The sequence below is a fragment of the Cryobacterium sp. CAN_C2 genome (assembly GCF_015751745.1).
Classification (GTDB): domain Bacteria; phylum Actinomycetota; class Actinomycetes; order Actinomycetales; family Microbacteriaceae; genus Cryobacterium.
The window spans coordinates 197415-223179 of record NZ_JADOUX010000002.1 but is presented as its reverse complement, the minus strand read 5'-3'; the positions used below and the strand labels follow the sequence as shown (position 1 = coordinate 223179).

The 25765-nt window shown below is 61.6% G+C and carries 24 protein-coding genes and 2 tRNA genes; 14 read left to right on the top strand and 12 right to left on the bottom strand.

What is annotated here, in order from left to right:
* Window positions 1–31: 31 nt before the first annotated feature.
* A complete protein-coding gene (locus IWX77_RS02595; RefSeq protein ID WP_196842937.1) occupies window positions 32–988 on the top strand; it encodes a D-alanine--D-alanine ligase family protein in 957 nt (318 codons plus the stop codon).
* 356 nt (window positions 989–1344) lie between these two features.
* On the opposite strand, the gene IWX77_RS02590 is transcribed toward IWX77_RS02595, so the two are convergent.
* The 8 genes from IWX77_RS02590 to rpmH all read right to left on the bottom strand — a co-directional run bounded on the left by IWX77_RS02590 (window position 1345) and on the right by rpmH (window position 6538).
* Window positions 1345–2295, bottom strand: a complete 951-nt coding sequence (locus tag IWX77_RS02590; protein WP_196842936.1) for a ParB/RepB/Spo0J family partition protein — start codon at window positions 2293–2295, stop codon at window positions 1345–1347.
* A complete protein-coding gene (locus tag IWX77_RS02585) occupies window positions 2295–3230 on the bottom strand; it encodes a ParA family protein (RefSeq protein ID WP_196842935.1) in 936 nt (311 codons plus the stop codon). The genes IWX77_RS02590 and IWX77_RS02585 overlap by 1 nt, the downstream gene beginning before the upstream one ends.
* Window positions 3231–3306: 76 nt before the next feature.
* Window positions 3307–4017 carry a 16S rRNA (guanine(527)-N(7))-methyltransferase RsmG gene (rsmG, locus tag IWX77_RS02580; protein WP_196842934.1) on the bottom strand — a complete coding sequence of 237 codons (711 nt, stop codon included), beginning with the start codon at window positions 4015–4017 and terminating at the stop codon, window positions 3307–3309.
* 11 nt (window positions 4018–4028) lie between these two features.
* Window positions 4029–4598 (bottom strand): R3H domain-containing nucleic acid-binding protein, encoded by a 570-nt coding sequence (locus IWX77_RS02575; protein WP_196843064.1) that lies wholly within the window; start codon window positions 4596–4598, stop codon window positions 4029–4031.
* Between the two features lie 95 nt (window positions 4599–4693).
* Window positions 4694–5668: a membrane protein insertase YidC gene (gene yidC / locus IWX77_RS02570; protein ID WP_196842933.1), complete on the bottom strand. Its 975-nt coding sequence runs from the start codon at window positions 5666–5668 to the stop codon at window positions 4694–4696.
* Between the two features lie 8 nt (window positions 5669–5676).
* Window positions 5677–5988 (bottom strand): membrane protein insertion efficiency factor YidD, encoded by a 312-nt coding sequence (gene yidD / locus IWX77_RS02565; protein WP_196842932.1) that lies wholly within the window; start codon window positions 5986–5988, stop codon window positions 5677–5679.
* On the bottom strand, window positions 5985–6377 hold the full coding sequence (gene rnpA, locus IWX77_RS02560) for a ribonuclease P protein component (protein WP_196842931.1): 393 nt from the start codon (window positions 6375–6377) through the stop codon (window positions 5985–5987). Before rnpA ends, yidD begins: the two co-directional genes overlap by 4 nt.
* Window positions 6378–6400: 23 nt before the next feature.
* Complete coding sequence (gene rpmH, locus IWX77_RS02555; protein ID WP_010204566.1) at window positions 6401–6538, bottom strand: 50S ribosomal protein L34; 138 nt, start codon at window positions 6536–6538, stop codon at window positions 6401–6403.
* Window positions 6539–6995: 457 nt separating this feature from the next.
* Here rpmH and dnaA point away from each other — a divergent pair, with 457 nt between their 5' ends.
* The 9 genes from dnaA to IWX77_RS02510 all read left to right on the top strand — a co-directional run bounded on the left by dnaA (window position 6996) and on the right by IWX77_RS02510 (window position 17272).
* Window positions 6996–8414, top strand: coding sequence for a chromosomal replication initiator protein DnaA (gene dnaA / locus IWX77_RS02550; protein ID WP_196842930.1), 1419 nt, complete (start codon window positions 6996–6998; stop codon window positions 8412–8414).
* 457 nt (window positions 8415–8871) lie between these two features.
* Window positions 8872–10020 carry a DNA polymerase III subunit beta gene (gene dnaN / locus IWX77_RS02545; RefSeq protein ID WP_196842929.1) on the top strand — a complete coding sequence of 383 codons (1149 nt, stop codon included), beginning with the start codon at window positions 8872–8874 and terminating at the stop codon, window positions 10018–10020.
* A 5-nt stretch (window positions 10021–10025) separates the two neighbouring features.
* Entirely contained in the window at window positions 10026–11195 is a 1170-nt protein-coding gene (gene recF, locus IWX77_RS02540; protein ID WP_196842928.1) for a DNA replication/repair protein RecF, read from the top strand.
* Complete coding sequence (locus IWX77_RS02535) at window positions 11188–11727, top strand: DUF721 domain-containing protein (protein WP_196842927.1); 540 nt, start codon at window positions 11188–11190, stop codon at window positions 11725–11727. Before recF ends, IWX77_RS02535 begins: the two co-directional genes overlap by 8 nt.
* A 121-nt stretch (window positions 11728–11848) precedes the next feature.
* Window positions 11849–13867, top strand: a complete 2019-nt coding sequence (gene gyrB / locus IWX77_RS02530; protein ID WP_196842926.1) for a DNA topoisomerase (ATP-hydrolyzing) subunit B — start codon at window positions 11849–11851, stop codon at window positions 13865–13867.
* A gap of 37 nt (window positions 13868–13904) precedes the next feature.
* Window positions 13905–16490, top strand: a complete 2586-nt coding sequence (gene gyrA, locus IWX77_RS02525) for a DNA gyrase subunit A (protein WP_297413058.1) — start codon at window positions 13905–13907, stop codon at window positions 16488–16490.
* Between the two features lie 9 nt (window positions 16491–16499).
* Complete coding sequence (locus IWX77_RS02520; protein ID WP_196842924.1) at window positions 16500–16904, top strand: DUF3566 domain-containing protein; 405 nt, start codon at window positions 16500–16502, stop codon at window positions 16902–16904.
* A 149-nt stretch (window positions 16905–17053) separates the two neighbouring features.
* Window positions 17054–17127, top strand: a tRNA-Ile gene (locus tag IWX77_RS02515).
* A 72-nt stretch (window positions 17128–17199) separates the two neighbouring features.
* Window positions 17200–17272: transfer RNA gene (locus IWX77_RS02510), tRNA-Ala, on the top strand.
* 200 nt (window positions 17273–17472) lie between these two features.
* Here the strand turns inward: IWX77_RS02510 and IWX77_RS02505 are convergent.
* On the bottom strand, window positions 17473–18000 hold the full coding sequence (locus tag IWX77_RS02505; protein WP_196842923.1) for a hypothetical protein: 528 nt from the start codon (window positions 17998–18000) through the stop codon (window positions 17473–17475).
* Window positions 18001–18152: 152 nt separating this feature from the next.
* Here IWX77_RS02505 and IWX77_RS02500 point away from each other — a divergent pair, with 152 nt between their 5' ends.
* The 3 genes from IWX77_RS02500 to IWX77_RS02490 all read left to right on the top strand — a co-directional run bounded on the left by IWX77_RS02500 (window position 18153) and on the right by IWX77_RS02490 (window position 20713).
* The gene (locus tag IWX77_RS02500; RefSeq protein ID WP_196842922.1) at window positions 18153–18692 is read left to right on the top strand and encodes a peptidylprolyl isomerase; all 540 of its coding nucleotides are present in this window, start codon (window positions 18153–18155) and stop codon (window positions 18690–18692) included.
* A 164-nt stretch (window positions 18693–18856) separates the two neighbouring features.
* A complete protein-coding gene (locus IWX77_RS02495) occupies window positions 18857–19549 on the top strand; it encodes a rhomboid family intramembrane serine protease (protein WP_297412961.1) in 693 nt (230 codons plus the stop codon).
* A gap of 129 nt (window positions 19550–19678) precedes the next feature.
* Window positions 19679–20713, top strand: coding sequence for a TerC family protein (locus tag IWX77_RS02490; RefSeq protein WP_327012095.1), 1035 nt, complete (start codon window positions 19679–19681; stop codon window positions 20711–20713).
* Window positions 20714–20765: 52 nt separating this feature from the next.
* Here the strand turns inward: IWX77_RS02490 and IWX77_RS02485 are convergent, their stop codons facing one another.
* The 3 genes from IWX77_RS02485 to IWX77_RS02475 all read right to left on the bottom strand — a co-directional run bounded on the left by IWX77_RS02485 (window position 20766) and on the right by IWX77_RS02475 (window position 24748).
* Complete coding sequence (locus tag IWX77_RS02485; protein ID WP_196842920.1) at window positions 20766–23522, bottom strand: cation-translocating P-type ATPase; 2757 nt, start codon at window positions 23520–23522, stop codon at window positions 20766–20768.
* A 9-nt stretch (window positions 23523–23531) separates the two neighbouring features.
* A complete protein-coding gene (locus IWX77_RS02480) occupies window positions 23532–24023 on the bottom strand; it encodes a universal stress protein (protein WP_297412983.1) in 492 nt (163 codons plus the stop codon).
* A gap of 479 nt (window positions 24024–24502) precedes the next feature.
* Window positions 24503–24748 carry a cell division protein CrgA gene (locus tag IWX77_RS02475; protein WP_092110640.1) on the bottom strand — a complete coding sequence of 82 codons (246 nt, stop codon included), beginning with the start codon at window positions 24746–24748 and terminating at the stop codon, window positions 24503–24505.
* 80 nt (window positions 24749–24828) lie between these two features.
* Here IWX77_RS02475 and IWX77_RS02470 point away from each other — a divergent pair, with 80 nt between their 5' ends.
* Window positions 24829–25758, top strand: coding sequence for a class E sortase (locus IWX77_RS02470; protein WP_297412984.1), 930 nt, complete (start codon window positions 24829–24831; stop codon window positions 25756–25758).
* Window positions 25759–25765: the final 7 nt, after the last annotated feature.

The following is a 25765-nucleotide window of genomic DNA, read 5'->3' as shown; positions in this document are numbered from 1 at the left end:
AATCCACCACCACTTAGGAAAAAACCTGATCATGAGCAAATTCACCCCCCTCAACATTGTTATTCTTGCCGGCGGAATCTCCCATGAACGCGATGTTTCGCTGCGCTCAGGGCGTCGGGTGGCGGATGCCCTCACCAACGAGGGCCACACCGTCACCGTGCTCGATCCCGGCGCAAACCTCCTCACGACCCTGACCGAGCGGGCCCCCGACCTGATCTGGCCTACACTGCACGGTGCCACCGGAGAAGATGGCGCACTGCTGTCCCTGCTCGAGACGACCGGCATCCCATTTCTTGGCTCACGCGGTCCCGCCGCCGCGCTGGCCTGGAACAAAGCCACCGCCAAAGAGCTCGCATTCCGGGCGGGCTACGCCACTCCCCCCGCCATTGCCCTCTCCACCGAGACATTTCGGGACCTCGGCGCCACGAGCGTGCTCGAACACCTGATCAACGCGATTGGGCTGCCCCTCGTCGTTAAACCGGCCCAGGGCGGCTCCTCGCAGGGCGTCACGATCGTGCGCACCCCCGCCGACCTGCCACGCGCCATGGTTGACGCTTACACCTACGCCACTACCGCCCTCGTGGAGGCCCACATCGATGGCACCGAGGTCACGGTCGCCGTCATTGACATCGGCGCTGGTGCGACCGCCCTGCCCATTGTTGAAATCGTGCCCGTCGATGGCGTCTACAGCTTCGAGGCGCGTTACAACGCCGGAGAAACCGACTTTTACACGCCCGCGCGCCTCGACCAGGACGTCTCAGAGGCCGTCTCCAGCACCGCGGTCGCCATTCACACCCTCCTCGACCTGCGCCACCTGAGCCGTATTGACCTCATCGTTGACACCGCCGGCACCCCCTGGTTCCTTGAAGCCAATGTACTTCCCGGGCTCACCGAGACATCCCTCGTACCCCAGGCCATCGAGGCCGCCGACCAGACCCTCGGTGCTACCTATTCCGCCCTGGCTGCCCACGCCCGCACCACCCAGTAGTCTCACCGGTACCGTTTCACGTGAAACATCCGGTCTCACGCCGCTGGTTGAGCGTATCAAGATCACACTCGCACGACGATCTCGACGATTACCTCCAACCAGGCAATGTTTCACGTGAAACACGTGCACGCACACCGCTGATCACGGCGAACGAGACGACCGCTGCAGCTACAGTTACAGCTACGAAATAGACAGTGCGGTCGCGAGATTCGGGACCAACCAAGTGACGTTTCACGTGAAACATGCGGCAACGCGACATTGTCGGGGTTCAGTGAGACCGCAGACGCACGAAAGCTTCGTCGAGATCAACAACCGAAGTAATGTTTCACGTGAAACACTGGCGCAACACGCGCCGGTCAGGACGCGCTGAAGCCCGGTTCACCAAGAACACCGAGGATACGATTCAAGTCGCCGATTGTTGCAAAATCCACTGTGATCTGGCCTTTTCGAGCGCCAAGACTAATTTTCACACGAGTATCGAGACGGTCACCGAGGTGTTCCGCGATCTCATCGAGATGCCCCTGGCGTCGTCCGGGAAGCGGCTTTGCCATAACGGGTTTGGGAACCGCCGTTGCCACGGCCTCAGCCGCTCGCACGGACAGATCCTCGTCCACGATCTTATCTGCCAGGCGCAACATGCCAGCCAAATCACCCACCGACAGGATCGCGCGCGCGTGTCCGGCCGAAAGAACGCCCGCCGCAACGCGCAGCTGCACCGGTTCCGGCAGTTTGAGCAGACGTAGCGTGTTGGTGATCTGGGGACGCGACCGACCGATCCGGGTCGCGAGTTCCTCTTGGGTGATGCCGAAGTCAGCGAGCAGCTGCTGATAAGCGGATGCTTCTTCGAGCGGGTTCAACTGGGCGCGATGCAGGTTCTCCAGCAGAGCGTCGCGCAGCATATCGACGTCGGCGGTTTCGCGCACTACCGCCGGAATGGTGTCGAGCCCGACCTCCCTGGTCGCTCGCAGGCGACGCTCGCCCATGACGAGTTCGAATTTGCCGGGCTCATCGAGTAATGGCCGTACAACAATGGGTTGCAGCACCCCAACTTCACGAATGCTGTGCACGAGTTCGGCGAGATCATCCTCGTCGAAAATAGTGCGGGGCTGTGCGCGGTTGGGAACGATGTCCTGCGGATTCAGGTGAGCCAGGCGGGCGCCGGGTACGGGCACAAGGTCGGGGGAGGCATCCGCTTCGATTGGCGCACCGCGCGGAAAGAAGACGTCGACCGGGCGGGGAGCCGAGGAGTCCTCCTGCACCGGAATGAGTGCGCCGATACCGCGGCCGAGACCGGTTCTTTTCGCCATTACTGCTGTTCTCCTGTTCGGGGTGCCCCACGATGGGCCATTTCTGCGGCTGCTTCGAGGTATGAGAGCGATCCTGCGGAGTTGAGGTCGTAACTAACGACGCTCTGACCGTAGCTGGGGGCCTCAGAAACGCGCACAGAACGCGGAATCGCCGTGTTTAAGACCTCTTGAGGAAAGTGATCGCGAACCTCCCTGGCAACCTGGGTCGCCAAATTGGTACGGCTGTCAAACATGGTCAACAGAATCGTCGACACCACGAGGTCAGGATTGAGGTGTTTCTCGATTAGAGCGATGTTCTTGAGCAGCTGACTCAGCCCCTCCAGCGCGTAGTACTCACACTGAATGGGAATGAGAACCTCGCGCGCAGCGACAAAGGCGTTGATGGTCAGCAGTCCGAGCGACGGCGGACAATCAATGAAGACGTAATCGTAGGGCTCGGCCATTTCGGCCAAATAGAGATCGAGGGCGCGGCGCAGGCGCTGTTCGCGCGCCACCAGCGACACGAGCTCAATCTCGGCACCGGCCAGGTGAATCGTCGCCGGTACGCAGAACAAGGCACCGAATTCGGGGCTCTTCTGCACGACTTCATCCATGGGCATGTCATTGATGATGACGTCGTAGACGCTCGGCGTCTCAGCCCGGTGCTCAACACCGAGGGCGGTTGAGGCGTTACCCTGCGGGTCGAGGTCAATGACCAGAACGCGCGCTCCTTGACGGGCGAGGGCAGCGGCAAGGTTGACGGCGGTGGTGGTTTTACCGACCCCGCCCTTTTGGTTGGAGATCGTCAAGACCCGGGTCTTCTCGGGCTTGGGTAAATCGCCGGCCGCTATAACCTGGCGGCGACGAGTCAGCTCAGCGATTTCGCGGGCGAGCGGCGTTGTACCGTCAAACCCTGCCGCCTTGCCTACGCGCTGATTTTCAGCAGGATGTTTCACGTGAAACCTTTACGATCGACGGTTGATGAGCCACCCGAAAGGGACCCCCGAACACCATACCCGGTGACATTCGGGACTACTCCACTGTAGCCCGGATGACTCGGGTTACCTCGTTCAGCACGCCCGCGCCGAGGGTTATGACCTCAACATCGCGCAAGCGATAGTTGCGAATGGGCTTGGCCGCGGCCTCGATCTCACGCTGCGCACCCTCACCCTTCATTAGAATGAGCTCACCGCCGGAGCGCAGCAGGGGCGCCGTCAAAGGAATGAGCTTACGGAACGCACTCACCGCGCGGGCGGTGACCTGATCCAACGGATGCGCGAGGTGCGCCTCTTCAGCACGCGCCCGCACCACGCTCACGTTGGTGAGGTTCAGCGCAACAACCTGGTCGTTCAACCAGGCCACCCGGCGTTCCATGGGTTCGATCAGCACGAAGTTCACATCGGGCCGAGCAATGGCTAGCACCAGGCCGGGCAGGCCGGCTCCAGAACCAACGTCGCCAACGAGGCCGGGACGTAGAAGTGGTGCCACGATGGCGCAGTTGAGAATATGACGGGACCAGAGCCGGGGGAGTTCCAGTGGGCCAATCAGGCCCAGTATTTCGCCCTGATCAGCTAAATTGTTGGTAAAAGTACGAATGGCAGCGATCTGGGGACCGAAAAGGACGGCCGCGGTGGCCGGCTCAATTTCTAGCTCGACCGGCTCGGTCGCGACCTTGACTTCCGTGACAATCTCGACCGACGTGGGCTCAGGCACGTTCGAGGCGGGTACGCCGGATTGCGACATAACCGACGAGACTACGCTGCGGTGATGACGGTGTGACGGTCGCGACCCTCGCCGGAGGACTCGGACTGGTAACCGTCGCTGGCAGCGACGATGTCGTGTACGAGCTTGCGCTCGTAGGAAGACATGGCGGGCAGGTCGGCTTCGGCGGCGCCGGCTGCTATCCGCTCAATCGCGCGCGCCACGAGGGCGGCCAGTTCCGCTTCGCGCGCCTCGCGCGATCCGCCGATATCGAGGATCAGGCGCGAGAATGAACCCGTCTTGTTCTGCACGGCGAGGCGCGTCAGCTCCTGCAGGGCATTCACCGTTTCCGGCTTGGAGAGTGCACGCAGGTTGTCGGCGTCCGATGCCTTGACCGAGAGGTACGCGCGACCGTTGCGCGAATCGATGTCGATATCGCCGTCGAGGTCGCAGATATCGAGAAATTCTTCGATGTAGTCCGCGGCGATGTCGCCTTCACGCTCGAGCTGGTCGGTCGTGAGGGGAGCCTCGGCGACGCGACCCGTCCCGGGGGCGGCGGGGGAGGCATCCGTTCTCGGAACAGCAGTGGTGCTCGCGGTATCGGCGTCGACGGGGCGTGGCACGGTCGGCACTGCAGTGGGTACCTCGGTGCTTACCTGGGTGCTTACCTCGGTGCTTACCTCGGTGAGGCCGGTCTTATCCGTCACGGTGATCTCCACTACTTTTTCGGGCCGGTCTGCTTCTTGGCGCGAGCCTTACCGACCGGCTGCTGACGCTGTGCAGGCTTGGCCGGCTCGTCCACCACAATGATGTCACCATCAGTGGCGATGAGTTTGCCCTTACGGGCCATGCGCTCCTCGCGAGCCTTGGCGGCCTCACTGCCGGGCGTTGGCATGTTTCGAATCACCAGGAACTGCTGAATCATGGTCCAGAAGTTTGACGTGAGCCAGTAGAACATGACGCCGAGCGGAAACGCGACCCCGGAGAAGGCGAAGACGAGGGGGAGCAGGTAGAGCATGATGCGCTGCTGCTTGAACATAGGGCTCGCCTTGGTCTCCGGCGACATGTTTTTGGAGACGATCTGCAGCTGCGTGATGAACTGCGACGCGGTCATCAGCACGACCATGGTGGCGGCGATGATCATGACGGTCACGTTGAATGGCTGACCAGCGGTCCAGAGCGACCACTGTGAGGCGAAGGTGTCGTGCAGCGGCGCCTCACCAAACAGGGTGGCGTTACCGAAGCTGATCGCGAGGTCGCTGTTCAGTGGTCCCACGCCGGCCTTGGAGCGCTGGGCGTCGTTGAGCACCGAGAACAGGGCGAAGAAGATGGGCATCTGCAGCAACAGTGGCAGGCATGAACTCAGCGGGTTGGTACCCGTCTTCTTGTACATCGCCATGGTCTCGCGGGACATCGCCTCACGCGAGAACTGATCTTTCTTACCCTTGTACTTGTCCTGGATCTTTTTGAGTTGCGGGGCAACCTCCAGCATCCTGCGTTGGCTCTTGATCTGCCGCACGAAGATGGGAATCAGGGCGGCGCGCACCACAATGACCAGACCAACGATCGACAGAACCCAGGTGAGTCCATCGTTGTAACCCATTCCCAAGTTGGAAAAGAGCCAGTGGAAGGCCACGAGCAGCAGCTCGACCACCCATTTCAGAGGCCAGAGGATCGTACCTATGAGGTCCATACTGTGGGTTAGCCCTTTCCGTGGCTAGGTGCGACGACAAAACCGAACGACGTCACGAGGTAGCGACGCCTGCTTGCAAGAGGTACATCATCAATGCCGCCTTCAGACCACGGATGACAATGACTCAGTCTGCGGGCAGCAAGGACGCAGCCCCACGTTAGTCCGTGTTCCTGAACGGCCCCCAGTGCATAGGCCGAACAAGACGGGTAGAACCGGCACACGTCTCCGTACAGCGGAGAAATCACGGCGCGGTACACACGAAGAATCACCACACCCACGTTGCGGGGTACCAGGATAATCGTCGCGAGTATCGGGTTCATCGGCCGGCACTGCCCTTCCGTACCAAATGCGGGCGAGAGAGAGAACGTTGAACTTCATCGCGCAGTGTCTGCCACGCGGCATCGCGCGCCGCCGGCAAAGCGCGGACGATGACATCCGTTCCTGGTGGCACCAGGGAAAGCAGTTCGAACGTAACCGCCTTCAGGCGGCGGCGAACGAGATTGCGCCGCACGGCGTCACCCACATTCTTTGCGACAATGAAGCCGAAACGAACCGGAGCACCAACGGTGTCCACAGTCAGATCAGCATTCGTTCGGGCCTCGCTCTTTCGAACATAAAGAACGGTATGCGGACCAACGATCCGCACACCGCGCCGAACAACGCCTTGATAATCACTGCCGCTCGTGATGCGATTTACGTGAGCGAGCACGAGAACCTGGCGACCACGAGAACCTACGCGGAGAGTTCGGTGCGACCCTTGCGACGACGAGCACCGAGGATGGCTCGGCCCGCACGGGTGCGCATGCGCAGACGGAAGCCGTGCACCTTGGCGCGACGACGGTTGTTCGGCTGGAAGGTTCTCTTGCTCATAGTTCAATCTCCACGTATTTGAATCACCGCTGGCCAAGTTCCCCTCGGCCAGAACAGCAGCGCGCATAGAAGATGGAAGCCCGCGGGATGGGGTCAACTGATTAAAACTACGGCCTTGGCCACGTCTGGTCAAACTCAGGCCCCGAATCGGGTGATTCTCCACAATAATGACTCCAACGCAGGTACCAAACGGAGAAGGCGACGCCAGGACTGAATTCGCCCCGCTGAGTGGGATTGACTACCGTGAAGACAAGTTATCCACAGGTTGGTGTCATCAACCTGAGAATTCGGTCGATTTTATACACAAGCGGTGGATAACTTTAACGATGACCCTCGATACTCGCCCCCCCCGGGGCGGGCCCACGCATGAAAGTGAGTCGGTGTTCGACACCGGTACCGCGCGACCGGCCACTGCGGTTGAACAGTGAGAATCTGAAATACAGAGAGTGTAGGAACCATGGCAGACGTTGAAGCGCCGATAGCCCAGACCTGGCGGTCCGTTCTGACCACGTTGGAATCCGACGCCACGATCACGCCCATGCTCTACGGGTTTCTCAGTCTGGTCGAACCGAAAGGTATCGCCGCCGGCACCTTCTACCTCGAGGTTCCCAACGAGTTCACGGCCAGCATGCTCAATCAGCGGATGCGGGTTCCCCTGCTCACCGCGATGGGCCAGCTCGATGAGGCCACCGCGGTGTCGACCTTCTATGTGGTTGTAAATCCCGAGCTTGAGCAGGAGTCGTTGCGTCCGGTGCAACAAACGCTGACCCCACCCGACGTGATCACACCGGCCCCACCGCAATCGGTGTTCGAGGGGGTAGTTCCGGCTCAGCCCCACGAAACCCGGCTCAATCCCAAATACAGTTTTGATAACTTCGTGATCGGGCAGTCCAACCGATTCGCTCATGCGGCCGCCGTGGCCGTGGCCGAAGCGCCAGCCAAGGCTTACAACCCGCTGTTCATCTATGGATCCTCGGGGCTGGGGAAAACCCACCTCCTGCACGCGATCGGTCACTACGCCATGAGCCTGTACCCGGGCATTCGGGTACGTTATGTCAGCTCCGAAGAGTTCACCAATGACTTCATCAACTCCATCGCGAACAACCGCGGCTCGGCCTTTCAGGCGCGCTATCGAAATATCGACATTCTGATGATCGACGACATCCAGTTTCTGCAGAACAAAGCGGAAACGCAGGAGGCCTTCTTTCACACCTTCAATACACTGCACGACCACAACAAGCAGGTAGTCATCACGAGTGACCTGCCACCCAAACACCTCACCGGCTTCGAAGACCGCATGCGCAGCCGCTTCGAGTGGGGCCTGATCACGGATGTCCAGGCCCCCGACCTCGAGACTCGCATCGCGATTCTGCGCAAGAAGGCCCAGAGCGAAAAGCTGCAGGTGCCGCACGACATTCTTGAGTTCATGGCGTCGAAGGTCTCATCCAACATTCGCGAGCTGGAGGGAACCTTGATTCGGGTCACCGCGTTCGCGAGCCTGAATCGGACGCCCGTCGACATGGACCTGGTACAGACGGTACTCAAAGATCTCATCACCCTCGATGAGGACAATGTCATCGCGCCCGTCGATATCATCACCAACACGGCCAATTACTTCAAGCTGTCCGTCGATGATCTTTACGGCTCCAGTCGCTCACAAGCAATCGCCACGGCCAGGCAGATCGCCATGTATCTGTGCCGCGAACTCACCAACCTGTCTCTGCCCAAGATTGGCCAATTGTTCGGTAACCGCGATCATACGACCGTTATGTATGCCAATAAGAAGATCAGTGAGCTCATGAAGGAGCGACGCTCCATCTACAACCAGGTCACCGAATTGACCAACCGCATCAAGCAGGACCACCGCTACAAGTAAGACCCAGCACGCACGGCAGCAGCAGAATTCGTGATTCCTGCGGAATTTTCGGGCCAATTTGCCGTGGTTCAATCCGGAGGGTTCAAAATTTTTTCAGTTTTCACACCTGTGGATAACCCTGTGGAATTAACTCACACAACGTCACCGTCTCTGTAGAAACTCGGCGCCCGCCTGTAGAAACGTGCCATTGCACCGGGTTCGCCCCGCTCCGACGATTGACAAATTTGCACAACTCACCCACAACTTACAAACGTGTAGTTCCCAATGCAGGGGCGGTTTTCACAGAGTTATCCACAGATTCCACAACGGTTAAGAAGATTAACAAGAATTCTCTAACTGGATCCAACCGACAACCTCGAGTGCCAGGGCCCTCACCTCGGCCCGGTACCGAACCGACCGGTGAAGACAGCTAGCATTGAGGCCCACCCATCCGCTGCAAACGCTAAGGAATGACATCGTGAGATTTCAGGCACATCGGGATGTCTTCAGCGAAGCCGTTTCCTTCGCGGTCAAGCTTCTGCCCCAACGCACGACCCTCCCGATCCTCAGTGGTGTGCTCATAGAAGCCACCGCCACGGGCTTGATCCTGTCGTCATTCGACTATGAGGTCTCCGCTCAAACCGAGATTGTGGCGGAAGTCGAAGAGGTCGGCAGAGTTCTGGTCTCCGGCCGTTTGCTCGCTGAAATTGCCAGCCGCCTGCCGAACGCTCCGGTACGTTTTTCCACCGAAAATTCACGAATCAAGGTCAGCTGTGGATCCGCGAGCTTCACCCTGCTGTCTATGCCGGTTGAGGAATATCCAAGCATTCCCCAGGTCAGCACCCAATCCGGGCTCGTGCCGGCCGAGGAATTCGCCGCCGCTGTCGCTCAGGTCGCCGTCGCCGCGTCGCGGGATGACGTCACGCCCGTCATTACCGGCGTACAGCTTGCGGTCACGGAAAACAGCCTGAGCCTGGTCGCCACTGACCGCTACCGCGTCGCGGTTCGGGAAATCGATTGGGATCCGGGGAGCACCACCGCCGAGGGCACGATTACAGCGCTCGTGCCGGCTCGTACCCTGCAGGAAGTCGGCAAGACATTCGGTCACAGCGGAACGATCTCCGTGTCGATCACCAACAGCGAGGACCGTGAACTCATCGCGTTCACCGCCAACAAAAAGACCGTCACCTCGCTGCTGATTAAGGGTAATTTTCCCCCGGTTCGCCGTTTGTTCCCCGCCACCGTCGACAACTACGCGGTGATGAATACAGCCGATCTGATCGAAGCCACCCGGCGCGTGCAGCTCGTGCTGGAACGAGAAGCTGCCCTCCGTTTCACCTTTACCACCGACGGGGTCACCCTTGAAGCGGTTGGTTCCGAGCAGGCACAGGCTTCGGAAACCATCGATGCCATTCTCTCCGGCACCGAGACCGTCGTCTCACTGAAGCCGCAATTTCTGCTCGACGGGCTGAGCGCTGTGCACTCCGAATTCGTGCGCATCTCGTTCACGAAAACGGAAAACCCGAACAAGCCAGGGCCGGTTTTGATCACGAGCCAGACGTCGCGCGAGCAGGCCGGAGTGGACAGCTACAAGTACCTGCTTCAGCCCAACCTGCTGCTGCGCTAACGCTGGTGCGGGTTACCCACCTCTCACTGACCGACTTTCGTAACTATGCGAACGCCGAAGTCGGGTTCGTTCCGGGTCCGAACCTCATCGTCGGACGTAATGGTCAGGGCAAGACCAACCTGGTCGAGGCGCTCGGTTTTCTCAGTACGCTCGGTTCGCATCGAGTTTCCAACGACAAGGCCATGATTCGGGCCGGCCAGGGGGCCGGAATCATTCGAGCCCGGCTCGAGTACAACGGCCGGGACATCCTCACCGAGGTACAGCTGAACCGCACCGGGCAGAACCGGGCACAGGTCAATAGATCCGTTATCAAAACCCGCGATCTTCCCCGTTATTTCTCCAGCGTGGTATTCGCGCCGGAGGACCTTTCTCTGGTGCGCGGCGATCCCTCGGGCCGCCGCAAGTTTCTCGATCAACTGCTGGTCCTACGCAGCCCGCGGCTCGCCGCCGTTCTGAGCGATTATGACCGGGTGCTCAAACAGCGCAATACCCTGCTGAAGTCAGCTCGTGCCTCCGGAGCGCGTGGCAACCAGCTCTCAACACTCGATATCTGGGACGAACGACTGGTGGAGTTCGGCTCGGAGATCATCGACGAACGCGCCAAGCTCGTTTCGTTGCTCGGTGAACCGCTCCGCGCGGCCTATCGGGCCGTGGTGAATGAGGATCACGGACCGGTGCTGGTGGCGAGCCTGAGCATTCTCGGTGCCGACGAGGACACCGATCTCGGCGTGGACGGTGCCATCGCGGCCACCGTCGCGACCGACTCGGTGGAGTCAGCTACCACTGAGATTTTTCGCACGGCCCTCGCCGGGCTGCGCAAACGTGAGTTGGAACGGGGTATCACCCTGGCCGGCCCGCACCGGGATGACCTGGTCTTCATGCTCAATGCCTTACCGGCCAAGGGCTATGCCAGCCACGGGGAATCCTGGTCATTCGCGCTGGCGCTGAAACTCGCATCCGCTCAGCTTTTACGGCAGGATTCGGCCAGTGGTGACCCGGTGTTGATTCTTGACGATGTGTTTGCCGAACTGGATCTGGACCGTCGAACCCGGTTGGCCGCTGCGATTGGGTCGTTCGAGCAGGTCTTAATTACGGCCGCCGTACTCGAAGATGTTCCGCGGGCGCTCGTCGCGCACACGATTCACATTCACGCTGGAGCGGTCGTTGATGGCTGACGAAAATGTTCCACGTGAAACAACCGAGGCGTATGATCCGCTGGAATCCAATACCAGCGAAGCGGCCCGGGTCTACCTGCGGTTTAAGAGCATTTTTGGCGATCCAAACGCACGACGTTCGCGCGGCCGCAAGCGGATTGCGCCGGTCGCCGGCTCCAGTGTTCCGTTCGGCAGCGGGCGCGACCCGCGACGTCTCGGCGACACCATCAACTCGCTCACCACGCAGCTCGGCTGGAATTCGCCACTGGCCCAGTCAGAACTTCTCTCGTCCTGGGCGGAGTTAGCCGGAGACGAAACCGCCAACCATTCAACACCGGCCGGCATCGATGACGGTGTGCTCACCGTGCACTGTGAGTCCACCGCCTGGGCCACCCAGTTGCGTCTAATGCGCAACGTCATCATGGAACACATCGCGAATCGCTACCCAGACGCGGGCATCCAATCGATTCGTTTCCAAGGGCCCAACGCTCCATCCTGGAAAAAGGGTCCTAGATCAATCCCAGGGCGGGGTCCACGCGATACCTACGGGTAACCCAACAATTTAGGTCAACCCCGTGAACAAAACGCGTCAAACGGCGATTATGGCCGGTTCGTCTCCCCCCGTTTGGTAGACTAAAGGGTCGCCCGTGCGATGGTCAGGAGCCTAATTTCAGATGACAGTTGAACCGACGCCCGAGCGCACGTCACCAGATATATCCTCAAACGAGGCGGAGCGGGAGACGGAGCACGAGTACGGTGCCGACGATATCCAGGTGCTTGAAGGCCTGGAAGCCGTTCGCAAACGACCCGGTATGTACATCGGGTCCACTGGACCTCGCGGACTGCATCACCTCGTCTACGAGATCGTCGACAACTCCGTCGACGAGGCTCTCGCGGGGCACTGCGACACCATCGACATTCGTATTCTTGCCGACGGCGCGATACGCGTCGAAGACAACGGCCGGGGAATTCCGGTCGACATTCACAAGGCTGAGGGACGGTCGACCGTTGAGGTAGTCCTGACCGTGCTGCACGCCGGCGGTAAATTCGGCGGTGGCGGCTATTCCGTCTCCGGTGGGCTCCACGGCGTGGGAAGTTCCGTCGTCAACGCCCTGTCCAGTCGCCTCGAGGTCGAGGTTCGCCGGCAGGGTTCTATTTGGCGGCAGAGTTTCGCCAACGGTGTTCCAAACGCCCCCCTGGAACAGGGCGAAGCGAACGATGAAACCGGCACGACCATCACCTTCTGGCCGAGTGCGGAAACGTTCGAGACGATCGAATTCGACTACGAAACGCTGCGCGCGCGCTTTCAGCAGATGGGTTTTCTCAATAAAGGACTGCGCCTCACCCTCACCGACGAGCGTGAAGCCAAACGCACCGACGAGGGCAAAGCCGTCAGCAACACCTTCAAATACGACCAGGGGCTCGTCGACTACGTCGAATACCTGAACCGCGCCAAGAAGACCGACCTGGTCAACGATGAGATTATCTCGTTCGAGTGGGAAGACAACGAACGCAAAATGGCGCTCGAAGTCGCCATGCAGTGGACCACAGCATACACCGAGAGTGTGCACACCTACGCGAATACGATCAATACGCACGAGGGTGGCACTCATGAAGAGGGTTTTCGGGCCGCGCTGACCACGCTCGTGAACAAGTATGCCCGCGAGAAAGGCATCCTGAAAGAGAAGGATGACAACCTCACTGGCGACGACGTGCGCGAGGGACTGACCGCGGTCGTATCGATCAAACTCGCTGAACCGCAGTTCGAAGGCCAGACCAAGACCAAGCTCGGCAACACCGAAGCGAAGTCATTCGTGCAGAAGGTCGCCAACGACCAGCTCACCGACTGGTTCAACCGCAACCCGAACCCGGCCCGCGAAATCATCCGCAAGTCCCTGCAGGCCTCGAACGCCCGCATGGCAGCCCGTAAAGCCCGCGAAACCGCGCGCCGCAAGGGACTTCTCGAGGGTGGCGGCATGCCCGGCAAACTCAAGGATTGCCAGAGCAAAGACCCCTCGATCTCCGAAATCTTCATCGTAGAGGGCGACTCGGCCGGCGGCTCTGCCGTGCAGGGCCGTAACCCCGAAACCCAGGCGATTCTGCCCCTACGCGGCAAGATCCTCAATGTCGAGAAAGCACGGCTCGACCGTGCCCTCGGTAACAACGAGGTGCAGGCCATGATCACGGCTTTCGGCGCTGGCATTGGCGAAGAGTTCAACCCCGACAAGGTTCGGTACCACAAGATCGTTTTGATGGCCGACGCCGATGTCGACGGCCAGCACATCACGACACTGTTGCTGACCCTCCTGTTCCGATACATGCGCCCGCTGATCGATCTCGGCTATGTGTACCTGGCCCAGCCGCCGCTGTACCGGCTTAAATGGACCAACTCGCCGCACCAGTACGTGTACTCCGACGCCGAGCGGGACGCGCTCCTCGCCGATGGTGCCACCGCTGGCAAACGAATTCCGAAAGACAACGGGATCCAGCGCTACAAGGGCCTCGGCGAGATGGACTACAAGGAGCTGTGGGAAACCACCATGGCCCCCGAATCCCGTACCCTGCTGCAGGTCACCCTGGACGACGCGGCATCCGCCGACGAAATCTTCTCCACCCTGATGGGTGAAGACGTCGAATCACGACGCAACTTCATCCAGAAAAACGCGAAGGACGTGCGTTTCCTTGACATCTGACGACACCACGGGCAAGTCCGACGGGGTCAACCCCGAAGTGGCGGCCGAGAATGCGGCTGCTGCGGCAGCCCACCTCGTACAGCACGGCAAAATCGACCAGGTCGATCTGCAGCTGGAGATGCAACGCTCCTACCTCGACTACGCGATGAGCGTGATTGTCGGTCGCGCGCTGCCCGACGTGCGTGACGGCATGAAGCCGGTGCACCGTCGCGTGATCTACGCCATGTTCGACGGAGGCTACCGGCCAGACAAGGCATTCTCCAAGTGTGCCCGCGTCGTCGGTGACGTGATGGGTCAGTTCCACCCGCACGGTGACTCCTCGATCTATGACGCGCTCGTGCGTCTCGTGCAGCCGTGGAGCCTGCGGTATCCGCTCGCCCTCGGCCAGGGTAACTTCGGTTCTCCCGGCAACGACGGTGCTGCCGCCCCGCGATACACCGAAACGAAGATGGCCCCGCTCGCCCTCGAAATGGTGCGCGACATCGACGAGGATACCGTCGATTTTCAGGACAACTATGACGGTCGCACCCTCGAGCCGACGGTGCTGCCGGCCCGTTTTCCGAACTTACTGGTCAACGGCTCGGTTGGTATCGCTGTCGGCATGGCCACCAATATTCCGCCGCACAATCTGCGTGAGGTAGCTGCGGGCGCCCAGTGGTACCTCGAAAACCCCGACGCGACCCGTGACGAACTGCTCGATGCGCTCATTGTTCGCATCAAGGGACCCGACTTTCCCACCGGAGCGCAAATTCTGGGCATCAAGGGCATTCAGGATGCCTACCGTACCGGCCGAGGCTCCATCACGATGCGGGCCGTCGTCAGCATCGAAGAGATTCAGGGCCGCACCTGTCTCGTCATCACCGAGCTCCCCTACCAGGTGAACCCCGACAACCTCGCCATCAAGATCGCCGACCTGGTCAAGGACGCCAAGATTGCCGGCATCGCGGACATCCGCGATGAGACCAGTGGTCGCACCGGCCAGCGCCTCGTGATCGTGCTCAAGCGCGATGCCGTCGCCAAGGTCGTGCTGAACAACCTCTACAAGCACACCCAGCTGCAAGAGAACTTTGGCGCGAACATGCTCGCCATCGTCGACGGCGTGCCCCGCACGCTCGCCCTCGACGGCTTCATCTCTGCCTGGGTCGCGCACCAGATCGAGGTCATCGTTCGGCGCACCCAGTTTCGACTGAACAAGGCCGAAGCGGATGCCCACATTCTGCGCGGCTATCTCAAGGCGCTCGACGCCCTCGATGAAGTGATCGCGCTCATCCGTCGGTCCAACACCGTCGACGACGCCCGCGAAGGCCTCATGGCCCTGCTCGACGTGGACAAACTGCAGGCCGACGCCATTCTCACCATGCAACTGCGTCGCCTCGCCGCACTCGAGCGTCAGAAGATCATCGACCAGGCCGCCGAACTGGAACTGCAGATCGCGGAATTCAAGTCGATTCTGGCCAGCCCCGAACGTCAGCGCACGATCATCAGCGACGAACTCGCCGAGATCACTGCGAAGTTCGGCGACGACCGCCGCACCGAGATCATGTTCGGTTTCGACGGCGATATGTCAATCGAAGACCTTATTCCCGAAGAGGAGATGGTGGTCACTGTCACTCGCGGCGGCTACATCAAGCGCACCCGCAGCGACAACTACCGCAACCAGCACCGCGGCGGCAAGGGCGTCAAGGGGGCCCAGCTGCGAGCAGACGACGTGGTCGAACACTTCTTCGTGACCACGACGCACCACTGGCTGCTGTTCTTTACCAACACCGGCCGGGTCTACCGGGCCAAGGCGTACGAGGCGCAGGAATCCGGCCGTGACGCGAAGGGCCAGCACGTCGCTAACCTGCTCGCCCTGCAGCCGGGTGAAGAAATCGCGCAGATTCTCGATATTCGCGACTACGAGGTGGCCCAGTATCTGACCCTCGCCACCCGCGACGGCCTGATCAAGAAGACCGCGCTCCGCGAATACGACACCAACCGTACCGGTGGCATCATCGCCATCAAGCTGCGCGAGGGCGACGAACTCGTCTCCGCACTGCTGGTCGAAGATGATTCCGATCTGCTGCTGGTCTCCCGCAAGGGCATGTCCATTCGCTTCACCGCCACCGACGAAGCCTTACGCCCGATGGGTCGCAGCACCTCCGGCGTGATCGGAATGCACTTCCGCGGCGACGACACCCTGCTCGACGCATCCGTTATCAATGACGACGGATTTGTGTTCGTGGTCACCGAGGGCGGTTACGCCAAGCGCACCGCCGCTGACCAGTACCGGCTGCAGAATCGGGGCGGTCTGGGCATCAAAGTAGCCAAACTCAACGACGACCGCGGCGATTTGGTCGGCTCGTTGATTGTGAACCCCGAGGACGAGGTCCTTGTGGTTCTTGCCAGCGGCAAGGTGGTACGCTCTGACGTCTCTGAGGTTCCGGCCAAGGGTCGGGACACGATGGGCGTTGTGTTCGCTAAGTTTGCGGATGAAGACAGAATCATTTCCATCGCGAAAAATATCGAACGTAATCTGGTCGCCACCGACGAAGAGGGTGTAACGGATATCGATGCACCGGTTGGTGCCGCCGACACCAGTGCTGCAGAGGGCGCTGTTCCGAACGCTGATTCAGGAAAGTAGAGTCACCGAATGACTAGCGTTGCCGAAAAGCTCGCCAAGAAGTCCACTCGCAAAACTGCGAGCAAGCAGGTTCGTCTCAAACTGGTCTACGTCGACTTCTGGTCGAGCGTGAAATTGTCTTTTCTGGTGGCGGTGTGCCTCGCCATCGTCACGATCGTGGCGACCTTTCTCACCTACACGGTGCTCGTGCAGACCGAGGTGCTGACCAAGGTCGAGGATCTGTATGCCACGGTGGCGGGTGAATCGGCCAACCTGGCCACCATTCTCTCCATCGGCAACGTCATGGGATTCGCGGTCGTTGTGGCCGTGCTGAACATGGTTGTGATCACCGCCCTCGGCGCCATTTACGCCGTGCTGTACAACTTGAGCGTCAAAATCACCGGCGGCCTGCTTGTCGGGTTCACCAACGACTAACCGAAGAACCGGTGTTCTCTGTGCTCGATCGAGGGCTGTTTCTCCCGGGAAACAGCTCTCCCAGCCTGAATGCGAGTATCTTCACCACCGGAGGGCGACTCGATTTCAGGTTCCGGCCAGATTCCGGTAGTCTTCAATCTGCCCACGAGGGGGATATAGCTCAGTTGGTTAGAGCGCTTCACTGATAATGAAGAGGTCCCAGGTTCAAATCCCGGTATCCCCACGCAGCACCAGCTTCATTCCGATCTCAGCGTTCGCGCTGAGAAGTCGGCCTCAGGGATCGGCCTGAGAAATCGGGGCCATAGCTCAATTGGTAGAGCGCCTGCTTTGCAAGCAGGAGGTCCGGGGTTCGATTCCCCGTGGCTCCACACTTCATGTACCAGGCCCGTTGTTGGACGGGCCTTTTTTGTATACCCGCGCGCAGGTGACGCGTGGCGGGAGCGGCATCCGCTGATATGGCGTTGTGTGCAGCGCCAATCGGCCGGTGTCGAACCGAGCCTCCGTTAACGTGGCAGGGCCCGCATCCATCGGATGCGGGCCCTGCCACGCGCTGGTGGGCGTTGGTGCCCTAGTCTTCCTGCGGCGTGGCCGATTCGACCTCGTCGTCGGCGACCCAGAGTTCGTCGTCGGCGCGAAACGTCTGCCAGACGGCGTAGGCGACGCCTGCAGCGGCGACCACGGCGAGGCCGAGGGCGAAGTAGGTTCCCGCTCCCGCGCCCTTGGGCTCGACCACAACGGGCTTCTGCAAGCGGATGCGACCCAGTGCGGCTCGCACACGGGCGTCGCGGGCAACGTCGCCGACGGACATGACCGTGCCGATGGCGGCACCGATGCCGGGGAGTACGTCGTTGACGACGCGGCGGCGCACACCGTCGGCGGCTTCCTGTGTGGCATTCACGCTCGCGCGAACGTAGTGGTCATAGCCCTCGCGCACGCGCGGAGCCACTTCCTCGCGGGCGAGTATGCCGGCCTGGTGACTTGCTTGGCGAGCGAGAATGTTCGCTCGCTCCAATACTTCTTGTTGGTGGCTCCATAGTTCGTCTGCGCTTTTGCGCAGCCGAGTGAGTTCCTTGCGGCGCTTGCGTGACAGGCTCATCTGGACCCTCCATCGATGTCGTGTGGCGAATGTGTATCTATCTTGCCACTGAGTCCCCATCTTGCCACTACATCGCCGTGTTGCCAGCGAATGCACTGGGAGCGTGGCTCCGCAATCAGATTCGGTGGAGATTGCTGTGCAAGAATCGGATTATGTCTAAGCACACCGCTGTCGCCACCCTGAACACCACCCTCGGACCGATCAAGGTCAATCTTTTCGGCAATCACGCGCCGAAGACGGTCAAGAACTTCGTCGGCCTCGCTACCGGCGAACTCGAGTGGAAGCACCCCGCCACGGGCGTTGCCTCCACCACGCCGCTCTACGACGGCACCGTCTTTCACCGCATCATCAAAGACTTCATGATTCAGGCCGGCGACCCGCTCGGCCAGGGCACCGGTGGCCCCGGCTATCAGTTCGATGACGAAATCAGCCCTGACCTCGACTTCACCCAGCCCTACGTGCTCGCCATGGCGAACGCGGGAATCCAGGGCGGCCACGGCACGAACGGTTCGCAGTTCTTCATCACCGTTGTGCCGACCACCTGGCTCCAGGGCAAGCACACCATCTTCGGTGCCGTTGAAGACGACGACAGCCGCGCGATCGTTGCCAAGCTCGCCACGGTCGCCACCGATGGCCGCGACCGTCCCCTCGAGGACGTCATCATTCACAGCGTTTCCGTCGAGCCCGTCTAACCCGTACCCCTCCACAGAGAATGAGTGATCTGCCGACCTCGGCGGCGAATTATTGTTACCGCCATCCGGGGCGGCAGAGTTTCATTCTGTGTCAGCGTTGTGCACGCACTATCTGCACCGAGTGCCAGACCCAGGCCGCGGTCGGGGTCATCTGCCCCGAATGTATGCGTGAGCAGCGCAAGAACGCGCCTCGCACCAAACCGGCGATTCTCACCCGGCTGACCGGCAGTGGGCAGCCCACGGTGACGTATTCCATTATTGGAATAACCCTGGTCGTGTACCTGCTGCAATTTGTTTTCTCCAACCAGATCACGAAGCTGCTGTTGTACGCCGGTGTCTACTCCCAGCCGGGCAGTTTTGAGCCGTGGCGCATGCTATCGACCGCGCTCGTGCACGGTTCCATCTTTCATGTTCTCCTGAATATGTACACGCTGTGGATCTTCGGCCAACTCCTCGAACAGCTGCTGGGGCGCGGGCGTTACCTGGCGCTGTATGTATTGAGCGGACTGGCGGGTTCACTGGGGGTGCTATTTCTTGCGGATCCCTTCACCCCGGTGGTGGGGGCATCCGGTGCCATCTTCGGCCTGATGGGCGCGTTCCTCGTGATTCAGCGTCGTCTCGGCGGGAATGCCACGCAACTGCTTGTGCTGGTGGGCATCAACCTCGTGATCGGTTTCATCCCGGGGCTCAATATTGCCTGGCAGGCGCACGTCGGCGGAATCATCGGCGGCGCCGTGCTCGGTCTGATCTATGTGCAAACGCGACGCATTCGGCAGAAGTCATTACAGCTCGGCCTGATCGGCGCCTTCGCGGCGGTGCTGGTGCTCCTGAGCTTCACCCGTTTCTTCGTCAGCTAACGCACGCCACGCTCCCAACCTGTGTGGGAACACCATCTAGACTTCCCAACAGAGAGTCATACGAAGTTCCAATCAGCTCATCGCCTCGGTTCCGGTGAGGAAGCTACGGGAGACAGGGGAGGGACGCTCGTGCTGGATGTCAGTGTGCTGCGCTGGACGCTGACCATTGGACTGATTCTTGGTCTGCTCGCCCTGGACCTCGGGCTCGCCGCCGCTCGGCCCCACGCCGTGAAATTTCGCGAAGCCGCGGTGTCCTCTGTTCTATATATTGCCGTGGCCGTGGCCTTTGGTCTGGTGTTCATGGCCCAGGTCGGCACCGAACTCGGTGCTCAGTATTTCGCGGGCTACCTCGTCGAGAAAAGCCTGTCCATCGACAACCTCTTCGTCTTCGTCATCATCATGTCGACCTTCGCCGTTCCCGCGATCTACCAGCAGAAGGTTCTCATCTTCGGTATCGCACTCGCCCTGGTCTTTCGGGCGGTCTTCATCGCTGTGGGAGCAGCCCTGCTCCAGCTGTTCTCGTTCATGTTCCTGATCTTCGGACTGATCCTCGTCGTGACGGCCGTGCAACTCTTTCGGCACCGCAACGTCGACCCGAACGTTCAGGACAACCGGCTGGTTCGGGTGGCGCGCCGCGCTCTCACGGTGACTCCGGACTACGTCGGCGGGCGACTGTTCACGCGCATCGGCGGGCGCCGCGCTGTGACACCACTGTTCATCGTGCTGCTGGCCATTGGCAGCACCGACCTTTTGTTCGCACTGGACTCGATCCCGGCAATCTTTGGAATCACCGACGAACCGTACATTGTCTTCACCGCCAACGCCTTCGCTCTCCTGGGGCTGCGGGCGCTCTACTTCCTCGTCAAGGGGCTCCTGGACAGACTGGTGTACCTGTCCACGGGTCTGGCGCTCATCCTCGCCTTCATCGGCGCGAAACTGGTTCTGCATTGGGGTCACGGCCTTGATGACCGCGTGCCGGAGATCAGTACCAACCTCAGCCTCATCGTGATCGCAATCGTGCTGACCGTGACCACGATCGCCAGCCTGATCAAGACCCGGCTGGACCCCACCGCACGCGCGCACGCCGGCTCGCTGACGGCAAAGACTCCGCCCGAGTCCCCACCAACCCGTTCCAGCTCATCGGACCCCAGCCGGAACGAATGAGCTTCCCATACGACCGGGAAGAAGCGCGACTGTGGCTGTGGAACGTCCAACCTCACCAGCCGGCGCCGTGGCGACGCCCAGCCGCCCGGACGATGGCCTTCCGAATCTCCTCGACCCAGAGCACCGACGACCCGACCAGCACGGCCAGGCCCCATTGGGTCGCCGACAGTGACGTGGTGTCGAAGAGTCCTTGTAACACGTCGATCTGCACCACGAGAATCTGCAGGATGATCACGGCAACGAGGGCCACCCAGATGCTGCGGTTTGTGAAGGTCTGGGGCGAGAAGACGGAATGCGTATCCGAACGCACATTGAGCAGATTGAACACCTGGTAGAAGACGAAGGTGGTGAACGCGAGGGTGGTGGCGAAGTCCGGGTGGCTGGCGCTGTCCGGGAAGAGCGACGGTGCCTGGACCAGCACGGTCAGCGTTCCCGCGGCCATAATGAGGCCGAGCCCCAGAATCCGGAGCAGTCGTTCCCGGGTGAGCAGCCGCTCGTCCGGCGGGCGCGGCGGGCGGCTCATCGTTCCGGGTTCGGCCGGGTCCACACCGAGTGCCAGCGCGGGCGGTCCGTCCATGATGATGTTGACCCAGAGAATCTGCAGAGCCGTGAACGGTGCACCGGCGGCCCACCCGGTGATGCCCGCGACCAGGAAGATGATCACGAACCCCCACGCCGTGGTCAGCTGAAACCTGACAAACTTCAGGATGTTGGCATAGATGCCGCGTCCCTCCCTCACCGCGGCGACAATCGTTGCGAAGTTGTCGTCGGTGAGGATCATGTTGGCGGCGCCTTTTGAGACGTCCGTGCCCGTGATGCCCATGGCGATGCCGATGTCGGCCTGCTTCAGGGCCGGTGCGTCGTTCACGCCGTCGCCGGTCATGGCCACGACATTGCCGCCCGACTGCAAGGCCCTGACCACCCGGATCTTGTGGGCCGGGGTGACCCGGGCGAGAACCCCGTAGTCGGCGGCGCGGGCAGCGAGATCGTGGTCGTCGAGGTCGTCCAGTGTGGGACCGGCAGCGGACTCTCCGGGCAGGCCCAGATTGCGGGCGATGGCCGAGGCGGTCACGAGATGGTCTCCTGTGATCATGTGCACGCGGATGCCGGCGCCGAGCGCCACCGCGATGGCCGCGGCCGCCTCGACCCTGGGTGGGTCGACAATTCCGACGATGGCGTAGAGGGTCAGGCCAGTGACCAGCGACCGACCGGAGCCCTCGTCGGGAACGCTGCCGGGGTCAAGGGAACGTCCGGCGATCATGATCGTGCGAAGGCCGTCGCCGGCGAGCTCCTGAACCGCATCGTGGATCCGTTGCCGCAGCGTGTCGTCCAGCAGGCGGATGCCGTCGATGCCCAGCACCGAGTCGGTCAGGGGCATCAGAGCGCCCGGTGCGCCCTTGGCGAAGCAGCGCAGTTCGGGCGGGCGCGCGCCGGACGTTGGCGCCGCCATCCGGTGGAACGTGGCCATGAATTTGTACTCGGAATCGAAGGGGACCTCGGCCACTCGTGGGTGGGCCCGCCTCGCGCCGGCGACGTCGATGCCGCCCTTCTCGGCTAGCACTGCCAGTGCCCCTTCGGTGGGATCACCCACCAGCACGCCGTCGTTCAGTACGGCGTCGTTGCACAGGGCCATGGTCAGGAACGCCTCGGTGAGGTCGGGCATCCCACGGTCGTCGCCGGTGAGGATCCTGCCATCGGTGGAGTAGCCCTCGCCGGTGATGCGAAAATCTCGGCCATGGGTGTGCAACCGGCGGGCCGTCATCTCGTTCATGGTCAGCGTGCCGGTCTTGTCGGTGGCGATGTGGCTGACGCTGCCGAGCGTTTCCACCGCCGAGAGCTGCTTGATGATGGCGCCCTGGGCGGCCAGCCTCGAGGCGCCCATCGCCAGGGTGAACGCGACGACCGCGGTGAGGCCCTCCGGGATGGTCGCAACGGCCAGCGAGACGGCTGTGATCAGGAGCTCGGTCCAGGACTCCCCGCGGACGAGGCCCAGTACGAAAACGATCGCGACCACGACCAGCGCCGCGATGGTGAGCACCTGGGCCAGCTGGTCGATCCTCCGCTGCAACGGCGTTTTGTTGTTCTTCACCTCGCTCAGCAGGGCCGCGATGCCGCCGACCGCCGTGCCCATGCCGGTGGCGGTGACCACCATGGTCGCCCGGCCACGGGTGACCATGGTGTTCATGAAGAGCATGTTGTTGCGGTCGGCGAGCGGCAATCCGGAATCATCCAGCGCCGGTGTCGTCTTGCCCACCGGCTCGGATTCCCCGGTCAGGGTCGCCTCGGCCACCTGCAGGCCGGCAGTGTCGATGAGGCGGCCGTCGGCCGGAACGGAGTCCCCGGCGTCGAGGAGCACGATGTCACCCGGCACCAGGTCGGAACGCTGCACCTCAAGCTCGGTGCCGTCGCGGCGCACGACGGCCTTGCCTTCCGACAGCGTCTGCAGCGCCTGCAGGCTGCTTTCAGCCCGCCGCTCCTGCACATAGTTCAGGACGGTGTTCAGGATGATCACGGCCAGGATCACGATCGGTGTCTCCAGCTCCCGGGAGACGACGGCGCTCACGATCGCGGCCACCAGCAGCACGATCGTCATCTTCTCGGTGAGAAGGTGCGCGATCTTGCGCCAGGTCGGCACTCGGTTTGGCTCGACCAGCAGATTCGGTCCGTGGAGCCTCCTGCGGTCAGCGACGGCGGATGCCGCGAGCCCGGTCCGGGAGTCTACGCCCTGCGCCGCCGTGGTTTCAGCGACCGACAGAGTGTGCCAGGCGGCGTGCTCGGTGGCTGGCGTTGGCTGTGGGTGGGTGGGCATCCGTTCAGGTCAGCGCCCCGGTCGCCGGCGCGTCACGAGCACCGGGCAGACCGCGAGCCGGGCGCACTGGTCGCTGACCGAGCCGAGCAGCAGGCCGGCCAGGCTGCCGCGACCGCGGGAACCCACCACGAGCATGCGCGCCTCCCGCGAGACCTCGATCAGGCTCCGGGCGGGCCCGGAATGCACGGCGCGGTAGTCGACGCTCACCGTCGGGAAGGCACGCCCCGACAGAGCGGTGTCCTCGATCAGCGCGGCCCGAACCGCATCCGAGTATTCTGCGAAGGACGAGACGTAGCCGAACTCCCAGTTCGCCGGCCTGGGGGCGGTGTCGATCGACCAGGCTCGCACGACAACCACCGGTATATGCAGCTGATCGGCTAGCCCGAGCGCTGTGGTGAGCGCGTAGTCCGCATCGGACGAGCCGTCGTGGCCGACCACGATGCTGCCTGCAGGCGCTGGGGCCTCCACGGTACCCGTTGGTGTGGTGCCTTCGGTGCTCACGACTGACTCTCCGAGTTGGATGACGAGTGTGGCGGTACGAGCAGAACACTCCCCAGATTAGTGAACTCCAGTTCATGTGTGCAATGTCTGGGGCGAGATCGGCGGTGCGGGTTTACCTCCAGCCGCCAGCCATGACGCACTGGGCCAGCTTAACCGGCCCGAAAGCGAGGGTCAGAGGCGTTGGAATGAGCACCGCGAGACGTGAACCTCCGTGGCATCAGATTGTGTGTAGTAACCCAATCGAGACCGGAGACAACCAGTTTATAACGCACGCCACGCACACAACCTGTGGAGGAACAACATGCAGCGCGCTCGCACCCACCAGCGTGAGTGACCAGCGGGAAGAGTTATCCACAGGTCTATCCACATGGGGATAATTACACCCGTGTCATTACCCGTGTTAGTGCCTGCTGGTTACCGGGCGGTAACGGCTCGATGATCTCTGGATGGCCCGTTCGTGCCAGTTTGGGGTCGCGGTTTCAGCGCCAGCGCGTGGTCATCAGAAAGCCGATGAAGGCGATTCCGAACCCGACCAGAATGTTCATGGCGCCAAGACCGGCGATCGGCAACTGGCTGCCACTGACGTAGAACACGATGATCCAGGCCAGGCCGAGCAGCATGAAACCGAACATGACCGGCTTGAACCAGACGGCGTTGGGCGTGTCCTCGTTCGAGCGGGCAACTTCGGTGCGGGCGGGCCGGGTGCGGGGATTCTTACGTGCCATGCTGCGATCTTAGCGTCTCCGCTTGTTTTAGTGGATTTTACGCGGGGGCTGGCGGCCACTCAGGTCAGTAGACTCGGACTATGTGTCCACAGGCAGACGACCCCACAGTGCCGGTGCCCTATGGGTCCGTGCACGATAGTGCGGAGGCGGCGTTGAATGACGCGGCTGCCAACGAGGCTGTGCTCGCAGACCCTGTGGCAACCGGAGTGGGTTCCAAGCGCCCACGCCGGGCGAAATCGGGCAAGGTCACCATCGTCGGCGTGCTGGGCGAACTGCTGATTACCGCGGGTGCTCTCGTGTTGCTCTTTCTGGGCTGGCAGGTCTGGTGGAATGACATGATCATGGCCAACTCGCAATCCAGTGCGGCGAGCCAGATCAGCCAAGACTGGATCAGCCAAGACCGGATCACCCAGGACACGTCGTCGCCCGAACCCTTGCCGACCGTTGATCAGACCGAACCGAGCGCCGCACCGGCACCCGTCGACTACGGTGTGCCCGTTGTCGGTGTCGTTCCCGCCAATGCCACGGCCTTCGCCGTGTTGTATGTTCCCCGTTTCGGTGCCGACTACCATCGCAGTATCGCCGAGGGCACCGGCCATGACGTGCTGAACAGTAATCGTCTCGGCATCGGGCACTATTCTGGAACCCAGATGCCCGGCGAGATCGGAAACTTCGCCGTCGCCGCCCACCGCAGCGCGTTCGGCGGGGGTATGCACCTGATCAACGAACTTCAGCTCGGCGACGCCATCTACGTGCAAACCGCCGACGGCTACTACACCTACCGGTACCGCGACACCGAGTATGTGGCGCCGTCGCAGGTGCAGGTGGTGGCATCCGTTCCGAACAATCCAGACGGAACCGCGGTCGACCGCATCATCACCCTGACCAGTTGCAACCCGCTCTATTCCACCGCGGAACGCATCATCGCCTACGGTGTACTCGAATCGTGGCAGCCACTCGCGGCCGGCGCTCCCGCCGAGCTCGCACCGATCATCGCAGCCCAGGGCTAGGAGGCTC

Coding starts and splice junctions, on each gene's coding strand:
- rsmG (WP_196842934.1), bottom strand. CDS start 4,017: ATGTCGCAATCCGGCGTACCCGCCTCGAACGTGCCTGAGCCCACGTCG.
- IWX77_RS02535 (WP_196842927.1), top strand. CDS start 11,188: ATGGCTGACGAAAATGTTCCACGTGAAACAACCGAGGCGTATGATCCG.
- IWX77_RS02590 (WP_196842936.1), bottom strand. CDS start 2,295: ATGGCGAAAAGAACCGGTCTCGGCCGCGGTATCGGCGCACTCATTCCG.
- IWX77_RS02475 (WP_092110640.1), bottom strand. CDS start 24,748: ATGGCACGTAAGAATCCCCGCACCCGGCCCGCCCGCACCGAAGTTGCC.
- IWX77_RS02505 (WP_196842923.1), bottom strand. CDS start 18,000: ATGAGCCTGTCACGCAAGCGCCGCAAGGAACTCACTCGGCTGCGCAAA.
- IWX77_RS02470 (WP_297412984.1), top strand. CDS start 24,829: ATGTGTCCACAGGCAGACGACCCCACAGTGCCGGTGCCCTATGGGTCC.
- yidD (WP_196842932.1), bottom strand. CDS start 5,988: ATGAACCCGATACTCGCGACGATTATCCTGGTACCCCGCAACGTGGGT.
- rpmH (WP_010204566.1), bottom strand. CDS start 6,538: ATGAGCAAGAGAACCTTCCAGCCGAACAACCGTCGTCGCGCCAAGGTG.
- IWX77_RS02495 (WP_297412961.1), top strand. CDS start 18,857: ATGCGTGAGCAGCGCAAGAACGCGCCTCGCACCAAACCGGCGATTCTC.
- gyrB (WP_196842926.1), top strand. CDS start 11,849: ATGACAGTTGAACCGACGCCCGAGCGCACGTCACCAGATATATCCTCA.
- IWX77_RS02485 (WP_196842920.1), bottom strand. CDS start 23,522: ATGCCCACCCACCCACAGCCAACGCCAGCCACCGAGCACGCCGCCTGG.
- IWX77_RS02595 (WP_196842937.1), top strand. CDS start 32: ATGAGCAAATTCACCCCCCTCAACATTGTTATTCTTGCCGGCGGAATC.
- yidC (WP_196842933.1), bottom strand. CDS start 5,668: ATGGACCTCATAGGTACGATCCTCTGGCCTCTGAAATGGGTGGTCGAG.
- IWX77_RS02520 (WP_196842924.1), top strand. CDS start 16,500: ATGACTAGCGTTGCCGAAAAGCTCGCCAAGAAGTCCACTCGCAAAACT.
- IWX77_RS02500 (WP_196842922.1), top strand. CDS start 18,153: ATGTCTAAGCACACCGCTGTCGCCACCCTGAACACCACCCTCGGACCG.
- dnaA (WP_196842930.1), top strand. CDS start 6,996: ATGGCAGACGTTGAAGCGCCGATAGCCCAGACCTGGCGGTCCGTTCTG.